Origin of the sequence: Thiomicrorhabdus sp. zzn3 (assembly GCF_029767755.1) — a bacterium.
In the GTDB taxonomy this organism is placed as follows: domain Bacteria; phylum Pseudomonadota; class Gammaproteobacteria; order Thiomicrospirales; family Thiomicrospiraceae; genus Thiomicrorhabdus.
In genome coordinates this window covers 1163937-1180389 of the sequence record NZ_JARUQS010000001.1, presented here as the reverse complement: position 1 = coordinate 1180389, position 16453 = coordinate 1163937, and the positions used below count along the sequence as shown (strand labels likewise).

At 49.8% G+C, this 16453-nt stretch carries 17 protein-coding genes; 11 read left to right on the top strand and 6 right to left on the bottom strand.

Annotation, left to right across the window (positions count from 1 at the left end):
- Positions 1-67 precede the first annotated feature (67 nt).
- Positions 68-367 (bottom strand): VF530 family protein, encoded by a 300-nt coding sequence (locus tag QCB44_RS05520; protein WP_279408446.1) that lies wholly within the window; start codon positions 365-367, stop codon positions 68-70.
- On the bottom strand, positions 360-1706 hold the full coding sequence (locus QCB44_RS05515; RefSeq protein ID WP_279408444.1) for a glycosyltransferase: 1347 nt from the start codon (positions 1704-1706) through the stop codon (positions 360-362). The genes QCB44_RS05520 and QCB44_RS05515 overlap by 8 nt, the downstream gene beginning before the upstream one ends.
- 210 nt (positions 1707-1916) lie before the next feature.
- Here QCB44_RS05515 and QCB44_RS05510 point away from each other — a divergent pair, with 210 nt between their 5' ends.
- The 5 genes from QCB44_RS05510 to QCB44_RS05490 all read left to right on the top strand — a co-directional run bounded on the left by QCB44_RS05510 (position 1917) and on the right by QCB44_RS05490 (position 4842).
- A complete protein-coding gene (locus tag QCB44_RS05510) occupies positions 1917-2225 on the top strand; it encodes a hypothetical protein (RefSeq protein WP_279408443.1) in 309 nt (102 codons plus the stop codon).
- Positions 2226-2275: 50 nt separating this feature from the next.
- Positions 2276-2605: a hypothetical protein gene (locus tag QCB44_RS05505; RefSeq protein WP_279408442.1), complete on the top strand. Its 330-nt coding sequence runs from the start codon at positions 2276-2278 to the stop codon at positions 2603-2605.
- Between the two features lie 64 nt (positions 2606-2669).
- The gene (locus QCB44_RS05500; protein ID WP_279408439.1) at positions 2670-3023 is read left to right on the top strand and encodes a hypothetical protein; all 354 of its coding nucleotides are present in this window, start codon (positions 2670-2672) and stop codon (positions 3021-3023) included.
- Positions 3024-3146: 123 nt separating this feature from the next.
- A complete protein-coding gene (locus tag QCB44_RS05495; protein ID WP_279408438.1) occupies positions 3147-4388 on the top strand; it encodes a GGDEF domain-containing protein in 1242 nt (413 codons plus the stop codon).
- The gene (locus QCB44_RS05490; protein ID WP_279408435.1) at positions 4357-4842 is read left to right on the top strand and encodes a peptidylprolyl isomerase; all 486 of its coding nucleotides are present in this window, start codon (positions 4357-4359) and stop codon (positions 4840-4842) included. Before QCB44_RS05495 ends, QCB44_RS05490 begins: the two co-directional genes overlap by 32 nt.
- A gap of 36 nt (positions 4843-4878) precedes the next feature.
- Here QCB44_RS05490 and QCB44_RS05485 read toward each other — a convergent pair whose 3' ends face one another.
- A complete protein-coding gene (locus QCB44_RS05485; RefSeq protein ID WP_279408434.1) occupies positions 4879-5178 on the bottom strand; it encodes a PP0621 family protein in 300 nt (99 codons plus the stop codon).
- Positions 5179-5471: 293 nt separating this feature from the next.
- On the opposite strand from QCB44_RS05485, the gene sucC reads away from it, so the two are divergent.
- Genes sucC through QCB44_RS05470 form a run of 3 tightly spaced genes read left to right on the top strand, consistent with a single transcriptional unit; the run spans position 5472 to position 9202 of the window.
- Positions 5472-6641 (top strand): ADP-forming succinate--CoA ligase subunit beta, encoded by a 1170-nt coding sequence (gene sucC, locus QCB44_RS05480; RefSeq protein ID WP_279408433.1) that lies wholly within the window; start codon positions 5472-5474, stop codon positions 6639-6641.
- On the top strand, positions 6641-7522 hold the full coding sequence (gene sucD, locus QCB44_RS05475; RefSeq protein ID WP_279408431.1) for a succinate--CoA ligase subunit alpha: 882 nt from the start codon (positions 6641-6643) through the stop codon (positions 7520-7522). The genes sucC and sucD overlap by 1 nt, the downstream gene beginning before the upstream one ends.
- A 48-nt stretch (positions 7523-7570) precedes the next feature.
- Positions 7571-9202, top strand: coding sequence for an NAD+ synthase (locus tag QCB44_RS05470; protein ID WP_279408429.1), 1632 nt, complete (start codon positions 7571-7573; stop codon positions 9200-9202).
- Between the two features lie 79 nt (positions 9203-9281).
- Here QCB44_RS05470 and QCB44_RS05465 read toward each other — a convergent pair whose 3' ends face one another.
- Positions 9282-10136 carry an outer membrane protein assembly factor BamD gene (locus tag QCB44_RS05465; protein ID WP_279408427.1) on the bottom strand — a complete coding sequence of 285 codons (855 nt, stop codon included), beginning with the start codon at positions 10134-10136 and terminating at the stop codon, positions 9282-9284.
- A 287-nt stretch (positions 10137-10423) separates the two neighbouring features.
- On the opposite strand from QCB44_RS05465, the gene rluD reads away from it, so the two are divergent.
- Complete coding sequence (gene rluD, locus QCB44_RS05460; protein ID WP_279408425.1) at positions 10424-11467, top strand: 23S rRNA pseudouridine(1911/1915/1917) synthase RluD; 1044 nt, start codon at positions 10424-10426, stop codon at positions 11465-11467.
- Positions 11468-11537: 70 nt separating this feature from the next.
- Complete coding sequence (gene pgeF / locus QCB44_RS05455; RefSeq protein WP_279408423.1) at positions 11538-12323, top strand: peptidoglycan editing factor PgeF; 786 nt, start codon at positions 11538-11540, stop codon at positions 12321-12323.
- A gap of 18 nt (positions 12324-12341) precedes the next feature.
- Here pgeF and QCB44_RS05450 read toward each other — a convergent pair whose 3' ends face one another.
- Positions 12342-14330 (bottom strand): monovalent cation:proton antiporter-2 (CPA2) family protein, encoded by a 1989-nt coding sequence (locus QCB44_RS05450; protein WP_279408421.1) that lies wholly within the window; start codon positions 14328-14330, stop codon positions 12342-12344.
- A gap of 140 nt (positions 14331-14470) precedes the next feature.
- Entirely contained in the window at positions 14471-15313 is an 843-nt protein-coding gene (nadC, locus tag QCB44_RS05445) for a carboxylating nicotinate-nucleotide diphosphorylase (RefSeq protein ID WP_279408418.1), read from the bottom strand.
- A 165-nt stretch (positions 15314-15478) separates the two neighbouring features.
- Here nadC and ampD point away from each other — a divergent pair, with 165 nt between their 5' ends.
- On the top strand, positions 15479-16030 hold the full coding sequence (ampD, locus tag QCB44_RS05440) for a 1,6-anhydro-N-acetylmuramyl-L-alanine amidase AmpD (protein ID WP_279408416.1): 552 nt from the start codon (positions 15479-15481) through the stop codon (positions 16028-16030).
- Positions 16031-16453: the final 423 nt, after the last annotated feature.

Here is a 16453-nt window from a genome sequence, read left to right as displayed (position 1 = left end):
CGTAGCTTGGATAAAAAGGCTGATTTGTTCAGCCTTTTTTATTGTCGCGGAATTGTCCGTTTTCTTATTATTTCTCTTCCTGATCTGATCTCTTTGCATAGCCGGGACGGCGTTTGTATTGTCCCCAGTTACGACTGGCTTTCAGATAGAGGTTTTCCACTTTTTCTCTGGCCCAAGGTGTTTTTCGCAGAAACGTGAGCGCGGACTTGATGCTGGGATTGTTCTGGAAACAGCGAACCGGAATTTTTTCAGCCAATCCCTGCCAACCGTAATGGGCGTGCAGTTCTGTGACGATCGTTTTTAGGGTAATGCCATGCAACGGGTTATTCCGCTGTGGCCGCGGCTTGCTAGAGGTGTGGTCACTCATGATCGGCTGCTGTGATCTCTCTTAAACGGTTTTTGCTTTCAATCCATTGTGCCATATATTGGGTGCTTTTGTGGTGGTGATGACGCAGCAGCAGGCCGGTGAAGTTTTGCTTGCGGTGTTCATTAAGCCGAGGCCTGATCGCTTCTATCCGTTGCATCAACTGTTCGCCCAATTCGGCCTTCAGGTAGCGTTCCTGAGCTATTTCAACTCCCCGTTTCTGAGCCAGGTGCCACTTTTCTGGTGAGTGATAAAATTCGACCGCTTGAGCGACAAATTCCGCTTCGGTTTGTGCAATGGCGCCCGGCCACTGGTCGTTGTCTTCAATCATGGATTCCGCCCCGATTGGGGTTGTGACGCTAGGGGTGCCATACAGCATGGCTTCGGCCAGCTTGCCTTTAATCCCGGCGCCGAAGCGTAAAGGCGCCAGCAGCAGTTTGGCGTTTTCGAATACCGGCTTGGCTTGCGGTGCCCAACCTTTGATATAAAAACCTTGTTTGGGGTTGTGCAGATCGGTGACTTTTTTGGCCGGATAGGCGCCGTAGACATGCAGTTCGGCGTGCGGCAATTGACGATGAATTTGTGGCCACAGCGATTGCTTGAGCCATAATACCGCGTCCCAGTTGGGGGCATGACGGAAGTTGCCGATAAAGATAAAGTGTTCGCGTTCTGAGTAGGGCTTAACCGTCTCTTTTAAGGGGTGTTTTTCATTCAGTGAGTATAAAAAAGGCAGGGTGAAGAGGAAGTCTTCAGGCACCTGAAACGCTTCGGTTAGGAGTCGGCTTTCAAACTCGGAGATCATGAGCGTCAGGTCGCTACGCTGTATGGCGGCGATTTCACGCAGTGTCAGCTCATGCTCGGCCATTCGCTGATAGAGTGCTTGCGGTGCATTTTCCCATAAAGGGGAAAGTATACCGCTATTGGATTTTTGCAGCGCTTTTAAGCCTCGGTGACGACTCTCCCGCAGGCTGTGCAGGTCTTCGGTATTGAGAATTCTCAGTGCCTGTGGACACTGTTTTTCCACCCGCCAGCCAAACTGTTCTTCCATCATAAAGCGGTCGAATAGCACGGCTTGCGGCTGCAGGTTGTCGATAAACGCATCAAAACTGGCATTGTTAAGCTCGATGGGTTGTTCATGGATGCCTAGTTGTTGCAGGTTCAAACGGTGATCGCCCAACTTGGCCGGACTGGCAAAGGTAATCTGCCAGCCGTGTGATTGAAACAGTTGAATCAGTTGCGTCATGCGCACGCCGGCGGCAGAAGAAGCCGGCTCGGGCCAGACGTAACCAATAATCAATAACTTGAGAGACGAAGGTGGTGTGGCTTGAGCAGGGGTCATCATAGTTAGGATACGGCATACAAATTAATTGCGCCCTATAGTACCAACAAAGTGCGCAAAAGGCGTGCTAAACTGTGTTCGCTTTGGTTGCTCGTAATGAGCTTGAAAGTGTAGAGAAAGTCCCTATTAATTCTTTGCAGTGCCGTCTTTATGGCGCGTTATTTGGTGTTGAAACCGGAGCTAAAATTATAAATACGAATTTTGGAGTGTTGGATGAAAGCGATCTGTGCGGTTATGCCGTCTTTGCCACTAGTGTTAGCCTTGGCTCTTTCTGCGCATGTTGTGCCTGCGCAAGCCGGTTTTTGGGATGAGGTCAAAGCCGATGCCGCTGAAGCGTGGGAGTCGACTAAAGAAACCGCGTCAGCCATTTCGGATGATGTGGTTGAAGGCAGCAAGCACGGCATGGAAGAGGTCAAAAAGCTCGGTGAGAAGGATACCTACACCAGCACCTGGGAAGAGATTAAACACGCGTTCAAGAACCCGGAAAAGGCGGAAACAGACGAGTCTGGCATTCCAGACTAAGAAGTGCCTTTCTGGATTCAGACGGATTTTGAACAGAGGGAAGAGTGACGATGCTAAGTCGTAGAAAAATGGGCTTAGGCCTGAGTTTGATCGGCGTGATGGTGCTGATGAGTGGTTGCGAAAAGGTAACCAACAGCGCTAAAAATATCCAATCGGATTGGATTGGCCTGGATCGTACGGTGGAGGTCTATAGCTGTATGAGCGGAAAACTGCTTAAGGTCTATAAGGGCGACATCCGTCTGAATCCCGAAGACAACTACGGTGCCTCTTTACTGGTGAACGGCAAAAAGCTGCATACCAATATGTGTTATATTATTTCGGAAAAAGGCATCAAGGAAGAACCGTTGCAAGAGCGACTGCCGTCGATTTCGGTTAAGTAAGGTTCGACTCTGTTTTGATGTCTAAATCATTTCGCACTGAATAAACCTTATAGAGTTTTTATACATGATCAAACCCGTCTTAAACTCAGCAGGCCTGGTGGCTGTTGCTCTGGCCGTATTCAATCTCAGCGCCTGTTCGACTGCGCAAACGCATAAAGTGGATGATGAAACGTATTATCTGACCGAGTATTACAGTGAACCTTTGACGGATTTTGAAAGCTGGGCGTTACGCCGTCAAGCTAAAGAGCTGTGTCCGACCGGTTATGATTACCTGTTGCGCAAGGCGGGCAAGCCATCAGAGTTTGCGAAGCAGCATTTTCAGTGTTTGGGTGAAAAAGATTGCAGCTATGCTTTGGAATGGCGCATTCGCTGTGTAGAACGCCCAGAAGAAAAATTCTCGATCTTTGGTAGAACCTAATTTCTGTAACGATTGTTAACTAAGCTTGCCTGAGACGAGAGGCGGTGTTGACTTCCACATCGGCCTTTTTCAGGCACTTGTTATGATATTTCAAGCAGTGCAAAAGCTATAAAGGCATCGCAATTGGCAAAACACTATTTCTGGTTGATTTCGCTGTCCGCTCTGGCCATTTGGCAGGCGGATCAAATTCATAGCTGGCCACTGGCGTGGCAGAATTTACTGACCTATGCTCCCTATGCGATCGGAGCGATTACGGTGTTTGTCAGCCTCTATCTGAATCGCATGCAGCCGATTTTGATTACGGTGGCGCTGTTGATTGTTGTCTGGCTTCTTAATGACTATCTGCCAACGCAAACGCCTTCTCCGGCGTTGGAATTGATTTTCCCAACTTTGAGTGTTCTCCTACCTCTGAGCCTGATTTTGTGGGTTTCTCTGCCTGAAAAGGGCGTTCAGCATGCCGTCTATAATTTGTTTTTGCTGGCATTGTTCGGCGCCTTAGGTTGGCTGGTTTATTGGACCATCCATCAATTGCCGTTGCAGTGGATCAGTTATCTTTCGCGTCCAATGAGTACCGATCTGGATTCTCCGGTACAGATTCCGCTGATGGGCAGTGTGGTCTTTTTACTGAGCGCCACGGCGTTGGCGATGCGGCTGGCGTTGTTACGCAAAATTCGGGTTTTGGATCTGGCCATTCTGTTTGTCTTGCTGCTGATGGCGTTTGGTTTGAACGGCGGTCAGCAGTATGGGGTGTTGGCCTGGATGGCGTCCACTGCCGTATTGATCGTGCTTTTGTCCCAGGTGTTTGATGCGCACCACATTGCCTATACAGATGAGCTGACCGGGATGGCGGGGCGCAGGGCGTTGTTTGAGTCTTTTATGGGAATGAGTCGCAGCTACTCGGTGGTAATGATCGATATCGACCACTTCAAATCGTTTAATGATCGCTACGGCCACGATATTGGCGACTTGGTCCTGCGTACGGTTAGTAAAGTACTGAATCAGGTTGGATCGGGCGGAAAAGCGTACCGATTCGGTGGCGAAGAGTTTACCGTGGTCTTTGCCGGTAAAACTCCAGAAGAGGTGCGCCCGGTGATGGACGAACTACGCAAAAAGGTTGAAGAAACCGATTTGAGTTTTAAACACGAAGGCAAGGAAACCTCCACCAAAGTGACGGTGAGCATGGGGGTGGCTTGTAAAAACAAAGAAAACAAATCACCGGAAGAAGTGATTAAGGCAGCCGATCAGGCGCTGTATCAGGCCAAGGAGGGCGGGCGCAATCGCGTGGTCGTCTTTGGTGATCCGGTGAGTCAATCGATAAAAAAGGGACAGAAAAGTGCAAGAATCCGCAAACGCAAAAGCGCCTGAAACCGCAGCAGAGAAAAAAAAGGTAAAGGTGGTCGGCGAGCACAGCGAGATTGAAATTGAATTTCAGTTGTCGATGGCGAACGGCACTCTGGTTGAAGAGACCGAAGAGGGCGAAACCTTCCGCTTTACCGTGGGGGATGGCACCTTCTTAAACAAACTTGACGAGCTGTTAATCGGTTTGGAAGTGGGTACCACAGGAACCTTTACCTTACCTCCCGAGCAGGCGTTTGGCCAGCCTGATCCGGCCAACTTACAGACCTTTTCCCGTAGTGACTTTCCGGCCGATATGCCGCTGGAAGAAGGCCATGTGATCGGCTTTAATACGCCGGCGGGTGAAGAGATTCCGGGAAAAGTTCATCAGGTTGAAGGGGATCGGATTGTGATCGACTTCAACCATCCTCTGGCCGGTCAAACCATTGTTTTTAAGGCGACAATCAAAGCGATTCATTCCTAGCCGGAACAACAGTGGCATTAAACGGAACAGGCCTGTTCAGTTTTCAGCCGAGTCTTGTTCGTGTTTTTCTTGCTGTTTACGATGATAGGCCTGCATATGGCCTTCGCTGCAAAAGGTATGTTGACCGTCAAAGTAGGCTTCTGATTGCGGCAGGTGTACGCCACATTCTGCACAGCGCACCATAGGCTGCTCTTCCGGGTTCAGTGAGGAGGCCTGTTGCGTTTGCGAGGCGTTTTTCTCTCGGTTTTGCCGGCGAATTTCGATGATTCGATTAAGGGTAAAACGCAGGATCAAAAAGACCAGAATCACAAACAGCAGAAATACAATTGCTCTCATATCGTTTCTCTAGAGGGACAGGCCCGATAAGAATGGGGGTGTCCGATGAATTGTTGGTGCAAACATTGTCCAAAAATCATACAATAAAAGCAATTTTTTATCTGCGTAAAGTCCGCCTGTAACAGCCTGTTTGATTGGGTCTGTTAAGGCGTAGGTTGGTCGCTTTGAAATAGGATGTCGGCCAGAAAAATATTGGGGATTTTACGGCTATTGAACATTTCGTGCTCCTTTGAAATATCTGCGATGAATGCATTTGATAAAACGGACACGGAAAATCGGAGACGGGTTTTTAGATGAATTTACACGAATATCAATCCAAGGCGTTATTTAAGGAATATGGGATCGGCGTGCCAGAAGGGGTGCTGATTACCGAATTAAGCGAACTGGATCCGGCCATGCAGAAGGTGGGCGGTGATGCGTGGGTGGTCAAGGCGCAAATCCATGCCGGCGCACGCGGTAAGGCCGGTGGGGTTAAGTTGGTGAAAAGTCGTGAAGAAGCTCAGCAAGTGGCCTCTTCACTGTTGGGCAGTGCCTTGGCGACGATTCAAACGGCCGGTAAAGCCTTGCCGATTAACAGTCTGTTGATTGAAGAAACCCTGGCGATTGAAGAAGAGCTTTATTTGAGCTTGGTGGTCGATCGTGTCAGCCGGACGCATACGTTTATTATCTCTGCGGCGGGCGGCATGGACATCGAAGAAGTCGCCGAGCAGTCTCCGGAAAAGATTTTAACGGTGCATATCGATCCGACCGTAGGTGTGATGCCGTATCAGTGCCGTGAAGTCGGCTTTGCCTTGGGGTTGACTGGCACCGCCTTTAAACAGATCGGCCAACTGATGCAGCGGTTCTATCAACTGGCGTTGGACAAGGACGTGGCCCAGGTGGAGATCAACCCGTTGATTCGTACTGCGGATAACGAATTGATCGCCCTGGATGCCAAAGTGAATATCGATTCCAATGCGCTTTACCGTCAGCCGGCGCTGGTGGAAATGCGCGACTTTTCTCAAGAAGACGAACGCGAAGCCAAAGCGTCAGAGCACCAACTGAATTACATTGCGTTGGACGGCGATATTGGCTGTATGGTTAATGGAGCCGGTTTGGCAATGGCGACCATGGACTTGATCAAACTCAATGGTGGTGAACCGGCCAACTTCCTCGATGTGGGCGGCGGTGCGACGCCTGAGCGCGTGGCGGAAGCCTTTAAACTGATTCTCTCTTCAGACCAGGTGAAATCGATTCTGGTGAATATCTTTGGCGGAATCGTTCGCTGTGACTTGATTGCCGACGGGATTATCCAGGCGGTTCAAGAAGTCGGCTTAACGATTCCGGTTGTGGTGCGTTTGGAAGGCACGAATGTGGAACTGGGTAAAGAGAAACTGGCGAAGAGTGGTTTAAGCATTATCACGGCAGATGGTTTGGCGGATGCGGCCAAGAAAGTGGTTGAGGCAGCGGGAGTAACAGCGTAATGAGTATTTTGATCGATAAGAACACCAAAGTGATCTGTCAGGGGTTTACCGGCAAACAGGGAACCTTTCACTCAGAGCAAGCCATTGCCTATGGTACTAAAATGGTGGGCGGGGTGACCCCCGGTAAAGGCGGGCAAACGCATTTGGGACTGCCGGTTTTCAATACGGTACGCGAGGCGGTGGAACAAACCGGTGCCGAAGCGTCGATGATTTATGTGCCGCCGCCATTTGCTGCAGACTCGATTATCGAGGCGATTGACGCCGGCATCAAAGTCATTACCTGTATTACCGAAGGGATTCCGGTGGCGGACATGCTCAAAGTGCGTGCCGTACTGGACAAGTCGGATGCGTATTTGATCGGTCCGAACTGTCCAGGCTTGATTAGTCCAGGCGTGGACGGCGAAGGCTGCAAAATCGGTATTATGCCGGGACACATTCATCTGCCAGGTAAAATCGGTGTGGTCTCGCGTTCGGGAACGCTGACTTATGAAGCGGTGCACCAAACCACCCATAATGGTTTAGGCCAATCGACTTGCGTCGGTATTGGCGGCGATCCGATTCAGGGCATGAACTTTATTGATTGCTTACGTCTGTTCCAGGAAGATCCGCAAACCGAAGGGATTATTATGGTCGGTGAGATCGGCGGTCAGGCGGAAGAAGATGCCGCCGACTTTATCAAAGCCAATGTCACCAAGCCGGTTGTCGCTTACATTGCCGGTGTCACCGCGCCTCCAGGAAAACGCATGGGGCATGCCGGGGCGATTGTGAGCGGGGGTAAAGGTACGGCTGAGGCAAAATTTGCGGCGCTGGAAGCGGCTGGTGTCACCGTGGTTCGCTCGCCGGCGGATCTCGGAGATGCCATGCTTAAGCAGTTAAGCTAATTCAGGCATTATTAGCCATTTTATGCAGAGCCTTAAGGAACCGTGTTTATGACCCAGAACGTAACCCTTGTGATGGCACAGATCAATGCCGTGGTTGGAGATATTAACGGCAATGTCGAAAAAGTGATCGAGGCTGCGAATGCCGCTAGAACCGATCATCAAGCGGATATTGTGGTGTTTCCTGAGATGACTTTAACCGGTTATCCGCCGGAAGATCTGTTGTTGCGAGAAGGGCTCTACCCGCAAATTGATCAGGCCTTATCGACTCTGTGTGAACAGATTCAGGATATGGCTGTAGTGGTCGGGTATCCAATGATGGATGAACTGGGTGAACGCTTTAATATGGCGGCCTGGATCGAAAATGGTCAGATACAGGGCAGCTATATCAAACAGAACTTGCCCAATTACAGCGTGTTTGACGAGCAGCGCTATTTTTCGCCGGGCAAGCAGCCCTGTGTCGTGGACTACAAAGGGATAAAATTCGGTTTGCTGGTCTGTGAGGACATCTGGAAAATTTCACCAGCGGCGCAAGCGGTAGAGGCGGGCGCTGAGATTCTGCTGAACTTAAATGCCTCGCCTTTTTCACAAGAAAAACATCAGGACCGTCTGAATGTGGTGCGGCGCCGTGTTAATGAAGTGAAGTGTCCGGTGATCTATGTCAACCAGGTAGGCGGGCAGGATGAATTGGTGTTTGATGGCTGCTCGTTCGCCATGTCCGGTGAAGGCGAAGTGATGGTGCAAGCTCCCGAGTTCAGTGAAGCTTATACGCCGGTGAAACTGATGAAGCAGGCGGATGCCTTAGTGATGTTGCCGGGTGAGCAGGCAGAACTGCATCAGGATGAAGCCCGTGTTTATCATGCATTGATGATGGGTATCCGCGATTATGTGGAAAAAAACGGTTTTCCCGGTGTCATCCTAGGACTGTCCGGCGGGATCGATTCGGCCTTGACCTTGGCGTTAGCGGTGGATGCGCTGGGAGCAGATCGTGTTGAGGCGGTGATGATGCCGTTTCGTTATACGGCGGAAATCAGCATGGAAGATGCTGAAAAACAGGCCGCGACTTTGGGCGTTAAATACAGTGTCAAACCGATCGAACCGATGTATCAAGCTTTCGAGTCTGCGCTCGCCGAAGATTTTGCCGGCTATGAAGCGGATGTGACGGAAGAAAACTTGCAGGCCCGTATTCGTGGCACCTTGCTGATGGCATTGTCCAACAAAACCGGCAGTATGGTGCTGGCGACGAGCAACAAGAGTGAAGTTGCGGTCGGTTATTCGACCCTGTATGGCGACATGGTGGGCGGTTTTTCGCCATTGAAAGATGTGCCGAAAACGCTGGTCTATCGTCTGGCGATCTACAGAAACAGTTTGTCAGAAGAGGTCATTCCCGAACGGGTGATTACCCGCCCGCCGTCGGCGGAGTTGCGTCCGGACCAGGTAGATCAGGATTCCTTGCCGGATTACGATACCTTGGATGCCATTATCAGGGCGTATGTCAAAGAAGATAAAACGCCGGCGCAGATCGTTGCGTTGGGCTATGATGAAACCGAAGTGCGACGCGTGATTCGCATGATCGACCGTAGCGAATACAAACGCCGCCAGGCCGCTCCGGGGATTAAGATTACCCATCGAGCCTTTGGGCGTGATCGTCGTTATCCGATTACCAGTCGTTACAGTGAATAAAAGTAAAACCTAAAAAAACGCCGCAATTCTTAATGAATCTGCGGCGTTTTTTTGATTGGTGACTTTTTTAGTATTAACTTTAAAGCCAGCTAGTTACGCTGTCACTAAAGCGCTCCCACCAGCCTTTGTCTTCTTTAGCTTTTGGAGTTTGCTGTGCCTGGGCTGGTTGTTCCTCCATTTCGGCCTGAGCTTCGGCTTCCTGCTGGAGCGTGCGGTTCAGTTCATACACTTTAAGCGTATCCTGGTAGTTTTGTTCCATGCCCAAAGCCGCATAGCTGTCCTTCATCATGTCCAGCGCTTGCAAGTTCATGACCGAGCGTGGGTAATTTTCTAAAAGCTGACGGCAACGGTTGGCCGCAGCTAAATAGGCTTTACGGTCATAATAGAATTTAGCCACCTGGTATTCGTGACGAGCCAGGCGGTTGCGGATGATAATCAGGCGCGTTTTGGCACTTTGTGCATAGTCGGTATCCGGATAGCGGTGAATCAGTTCCTGATAGTAGCGGAAAGCACGTTTGCTGGAAATTACATCGCGAGTCGCCGGGTCGGTGATCCAGCGATCCAGCCAGCTTTGGTTAACTGAGTCAGCCGCTAGGGCGCGCAAATAATAGGCGTAGGCCAGTTCTTTGTGTTTTGGGTAGAGTTTAATGAACTCTTCCAATTCACGAATGGCGGATTCTGGTTCATCGTAACGGTAGTAGGCGTAGGCCAGCTCCAGATAAGACTGTTCAGCATACTTTCCGTAAGGGAAATAGGCTTTGAGCTTTTCGTAATATTGAATCGCCGTATCCCAGTTTTCGTCGCTGAATGCTGTCGTTGCTTCCTCGTAGAATTCCTCTACGGTCATTTCGGAATCGGGTTTTTCAATGAGGGAAGAGCAGCCTTGCAAAGAAAATGTGAGCGCCAGAGCGGCGGTTAGCAGCGATTTTTTCATATTTCTTCGTTACAATATTTGAGAATCTTAGCCAAGATCCATATTAAGATTAATAAGATCAAAATTGTAGCATACTATTTTTCATAAACCCTTTGAATAACCAAGAATCCAAGCGATTTTTTTAATTGGATTACGCGCCTGTTGATTCGGTTATATCTGACTTTTCGGCCATTATTGCTGTTGTGCTTGTAAAGAGAGTGACGGCTTTGGATGGAAAGTGATAAAAAACGCCGTAAAATACAGCGCATGGCAATAACTTCTTCTATTTTTTAAACGCAGGTATCGCATTGAGTACACAGACATTAAATGCCCAAATTCCAGAGGAAAGTCTCGGACAACGCTTGGATGTGGCGGTTGCCAATCTTTTTACAGATTATTCCAGAAACCGCATTCAGCAGTGGATTAAAGAGGGCAAATTAACCTTGGATGGTGATGTGTGCACCAAACCACGCCACACAGTTTTAGGTGGTGAAAAGCTCGAGCTGCAGGCCGATATTGAAGAGAGTCTGGATACGCCTGCACAAGAAATTCCGCTGGATATTGTGTATGAAGACGATGCGATTCTGGTCATCAATAAACCGGCTGGCCTGGTGGTCCATCCAGGTGCGGGCAACCCCGATCAAACGCTGATGAACGCACTGTTGTTTCATGATAAGCGCCTGCGAGAGGTGCCGCGCGCCGGCATTGTGCATCGTTTGGACAAGGACACCTCCGGCTTGATGGTGGTGGCCAAAACTGTACCGGCACAGACCCATCTGGTGGAACAGTTGCAGCGTCATGCCGTAGAGCGTATTTATGATGCGGTGGTCGTGGGGAAGATGATTTCTGGCGGCACGGTGGATAAGCCGATTGGCCGCAATCCGCAGGATCGCAAAAAAATGGCGATTCGTCCGGTGGGCGGCAAACCGGCGGTCAGTCATTACCGCGTGTTGGAACATTTTCGAGAGCATTCGCGTATTCGCGTTAAGCTGGAAACTGGGCGCACTCACCAGATTCGCGTACATATGGCCTCCATCGGTTTTCCATTAGTGGGGGATCCTCTGTATGGCAAGCGTATGCGAATCCCTAAGCAGATGCTTGAAGAGTTTATCGAAGTGCTGCGCAATTTTAAGCGTCAGGCCTTGCATGCCGGTGCTCTGAGTTTGACGCATCCGGTGACCGGTAAAAAGATGAAGTGGAAGGTCGATATGCCGGAAGACATGCTCAATCTGATCGATACCTTGCGGGATGATATTGACGAATTTGAAGCGATGCATCAAGGCTATGACGAGTTCGATTACGATTACGGTGTGGAAGTCGAGTGGGTGACCGATGACGATATTCCGGAATAAGTGCCTGTTTCCGGCAATCAGGCCGATGCGTGCGTCCGAATGCATTTTAAAACTGAACAGGCCTGGTTGAATGCATAAGCCCACGCGAGCGCTAAGCTGTCCACACTCGGAGTTTATTATCCCCAGCTGGCCGGTACAGGCATCGGTTAAAGCCTTATGCACAACCCGCTGTGGCGGTGCCTGTTTGCCGCCTTACGACGATTTTAATCTCGCCCTGCACGTTGGCGATGACCCCGAAAATGTGACAAGCAACCGTCGTTGTCTGCAACAGCAGGGCGATTTGCCTTGTGCACCGTATTGGCTCAATCAACAGCATACGGTTGAGGTCGTCAATTTGGACTCTTTTGATCAGCAAGATTGGCAGGCCCCGATTGCCGATGCGGCTTGGAGTCGACAGACGAATCAAGTGGCGGTGGTGATGACCGCCGACTGTTTGCCGATCTTGATCACTAACCGTTCCGCCACGTTAGTGGCCGCCATTCATGCTGGTTGGCGTGGCTTGGCGGAGGGGATTGTCAGTAGAACCGTTAAACAACTGCCTGAATCTCCTGAAGCGTTATTGGTTTGGATTGGCCCGCATATTCGCCAGCCTTACTTTGAAGTCGGGCAGGATGTGTACGATGCGTTTGCCGAGTTAAATACGCACAATACGGCCTGTTTCACAGCGATAAAAGACAGTGAGGGCAAGTATTTGGCCGACCTGGCAGGCCTGCTCAAATTGGAATTGGCGGGATTGGGGGTCGAACAGATTTACGATAGTGAATTGTGTACCTATGCCGATGAATCGCGCTTTTATTCCTATCGGCGCGATGGCCAAACCGGGCGCATCGCCAGCCTGATCTGGCTGGCGCAGTAGTAGATACGTGCGACCTTGTCAGTGGCCGGTTTTAAGGAAGTAGTCCGCTTTTTCAACGTCTTCCGGCGTGCCTGAAATGACAATGTGATCCTGAACCCGGATCATCGTGTTCGGATCCGGATTTTCACCACGCACATGACCTCGGGCGATGGCGTCCACATGAACATTCAGTTCTTCGAAAGGCAGCTGTTTGAGGCGCTTGCCTACCGCATAGGCCTTCTCTTCCATTACCACACTGTGAATGACCCCGCCGGGTACATGACGTTCATCGAGCAGATTGTCGTCCTGCCCAGGATAGAGGTTTTCCAACAGTTTGTAGCGATCCTTTCTGGCGGCACGGGTTTCGCGCAGCACCTTGCTGGGCGATTGGCCGATCATTAACAGCAAATGGGACGACAGCATGATGCTTGATTCAAAGGTGTCGGGTACCACTTCGGTGGCCCCGGCTTCCAAAAACTCATTCAAGTGAGCATCGTCGATCGTCCGCACCAGAATGGGAATGTTGGGATGGTGCTGGCGTATCGATTTCAGAATTTTCATGGAAGCGTGATAATCACTGAACGTAATAATAACCGCTTTAGCCTTATCAATTCCGGCGGCGTGCAAAATGCGTTCTTTCGCCGCATCACCATAGTAGACCCTTTCCCCGGCATTGTGGGCTTCGTTAACCCGGCGAATGTCCATGTCGAGAGCGACAAAGTTTTCGTTGGCTTTATGTAAAAAACGGCTGACAGTTTGCCCGACACGACCGAAGCCGCAAAGGATCACATGATTGGAGAGGTAGACATTATCTTCGGCAATCGAGCGCTCAAATTCGGCATGGCTTTGCGAATAACTGCCTCGATGCAGAAAGCGCGTGATCTGGCCATTAAATTTCACCATAAACGGTGATATCGCCATGCTGATGACCGCGGCGGTCAGCAGGATATTGCCGGTGTCTTCAGGAAGCAAGCGGTAGGTGAAGGCGAGGGTCATTAAGACCAGGCCGAACTCACCAACTTGACCCAAAGAGATCGCGGTACGGGTGGAGACACCAGGTTCGTTGCCAAACAGGCGGGCAATGGTGTAGATAACGCCCACCTTGACCACAATAATGGCTGCTGTGACGGCGAGAATAATCCAGAAATGCTCCATCAGTCTTTCGAGGGAGATCAGCATCCCCACGGTCACAAAGAACAGGCCAAGCAGAATGTCCTGGAAAGGACGAATATCTGACTCGATCTGGTGACGATATTCAGTTTCGCCGAGCATCATTCCCGCGAGGAAGGCTCCTAGCGTCATCGAAAGCCCCATCTCTTCAGTTAACGCTGCGGAGCTTAATGCCACCAGCAGAACGGTCAAGGTGAAAAGTTCGGACGACTTTGCCGAGGCCACTTCATTAAACAGCGGGCGCAGGAGATAGCGACCGATGGCGTGCATGATAACCACGATGACGATCCCCTTGGCAAAAGCGACTAATAACGACATGGCCAGGGCATTTTCTTCCGGGTTGGTCATCGCCAGAGCAGGAATCAGAATCAGCAGTGGAATCGCCATAATGTCCTGGAAAATCAATATCCCTACTGCGGCACGCCCGTGACGTGACTGAATTTCCGTCTGCTCGGTGAGCTGCTTGATAACAATGGCGGTGGAGGAAAGGGCGAAGGCACAGGCCACGACAATATTGGTATTGGTGTCTAAACCGGCCGCCCAGCCAATTCCGTAGACGATGAGCCCGGTGCCGAGTACTTGAGCGCTTCCCAAGCCAAATACCAGCTTGCGCATGGCAATCATCTGCGACAGGGAAAATTCCAGGCCAATGGAGAACAGCAGAAACACCACCCCAAACTCTGCCAGCAGGGTGATGTTTTCTTCTTTCTGAATCCAGCCGAAGCCGAATGGGCCGACAATGATCCCCACAATGATGTAACTCAGAATAGGTGGGAAATGCAGGCGGCGGGAAACAGATACGGTAACCACCGCAATTCCTAATAATAAAACGATGTGTAGCAGCAGGTGATCGTTCACGGTTTTCCTTGATCGGTTTGATTTGTTTCGCGGGTGAATGCTGATTAAACAACGTCTTTGTTGCAGTTAGTAATCGATTTGTCGCTTACTTTGTCTATGAATCAGCATTATTCGGTATGGAGTTATTTTATATCAGGAACTTACTGGCTTTGAAAGCGCATTGAGAGATCAATTGCCTGAATATGTTTGGTGATCGCGCCTGTAGAGATAAAGTCCACCTGTGTGGTCGCCAGTTCCTTGAGATGATCGATTTCGACATTGCCCGACACCTCGAGTTTAGCCTGGCCATTAACCAGAGCGACAGCTTGATGCATTTCCGCAACCGTAAAATTATCCAGCATAATGATGTCGGCACCGGCCTCCAGGGCTTGACGGACCTCATCCATATTTTCGGTTTCGACTTCTACCGTTGTCCGCGGATGGTACGTTTTAGCGGTAAATACCGCTTCTTTGATGCCTCCGGCTGCCATAATGTGATTCTCTTTGATCAAAATGGCATCAAACAAGCCGATACGGTGATTAGTGCCTCCGCCGCAATGCACCGCATATTTTTGCGCCAGACGCAGTCCAGGAATCGTTTTACGGGTATCCAGCAGTTGGGTGCGACTGTCTTTCAATTGAGCCACATAGCGTGCGGTGACCGTGGCGGTTGCTGAAAGCGTTTGCAAAAAGTTCAATGCGGTACGTTCCGCTGTCAAAATCCCGCGTGCCGACCCCTTGAGAGTGCACAACAGTTGATTGGCTTCAACCGCTTGTCCTTCATCGATCGCCCACTCAATTTGAATCTTTGGATCAATTTGCCGAAATACTTCATTAAACCATGGACGCCCGCAAATGACGGCCGCTTCCCGGCAAATAATAGTGGCGGTAGCCTGGTTGGCTTCGGGGACCAGATCGGCGGTCAAGTCGCCATCACGGAGATCTTCTTCCAGTGCAATACGGACGGTTTCGCTGAGGTTTAAAAAGTAATCGATTGTTTGCATAGTCAGTTCGGCTTTAAATTCAAACTCGATTTCATTCGTTGACGATTGAAAATTTTGAATGAAAGAGTGGGATTGAAAAACGATAGTTATGTATTATACCTTAAGCGAGTCGTTCTTAAGCTTAAGAGTTGATTGCGTAGAGATAGAAGTGGAGTAGCTTAATTCGTGTACCAAGTTGATCCAAAGTCGGGTCTGTGTCAGCAAGCCGAATATATAAAAAGTCCTAATTATGATGAGCGTCCGCAAGGGTGTCTGCCGGAACTGATCGTAGTGCACGGCATTAGCTTGCCGCCCGCGCAGTTTGGTGGAGAAGCCATCACCAAGTTGTTTACTAACGCCCTGGATCCACATGAAGACCCATATTTCGCCAAGATTAAAGACCTGAAGGTTTCAGCGCATGCACTCATTCGACGAGACGGACATTTGATTCAATATGTGCCGTTTCATTGCCGCGCTTGGCATGCCGGGGTGTCCGAGTTTAACGGTCGCGAACGTTGTAACGATTTTTCCATTGGAATTGAGTTGGAAGGGACCGATCATACCTGCTATACCGCCAAGCAGTACGAAGTGTTGGCCGAGTTGATTAAGGGATTATGGCAGGCTTATCCTGGCTTGCAAAGTCATCAGGTCGTTGGACACAGCGATATTGCACCCGGGCGCAAAACCGATCCTGGAGCCTATTTTCAGTGGTCGGCTCTGGAACGTCTGCTGGCTTAGAAATGACCAGAACTAAGCTTGTTAATGTTAAGCAATCCAGCCTTTTTTTGAGGAGTTGGACGGAGGCGATTTGTCTTCTTTGGGGGAAAATTTCAGACATACTTCCCCCGATGTTTCTAAGACAACCTGGCTAGGCAGTTTTTTGGTTTTAAATCCAAATGCCTTGCAACCTCTTGGATTGTTGACGTCCCAGGTGATGTAGAAGTAACGGCATTTAAAACAGTCAACAGGATTAGTTTTATTCATAAAACAGGATAAAAATTAGTGAATTTTTTCTCGAATTAGGCTGTGCTAATATTCGCGCCATAATTTAGAAGAAAATGCGTAAAGTGCAAAGGGTGACGCATTTTAAACCAATTTCATTTGTCTATTTTAGACGTTGAGGATTTGGAAATTGCATTAACAATCGTGTTTTAATGATCG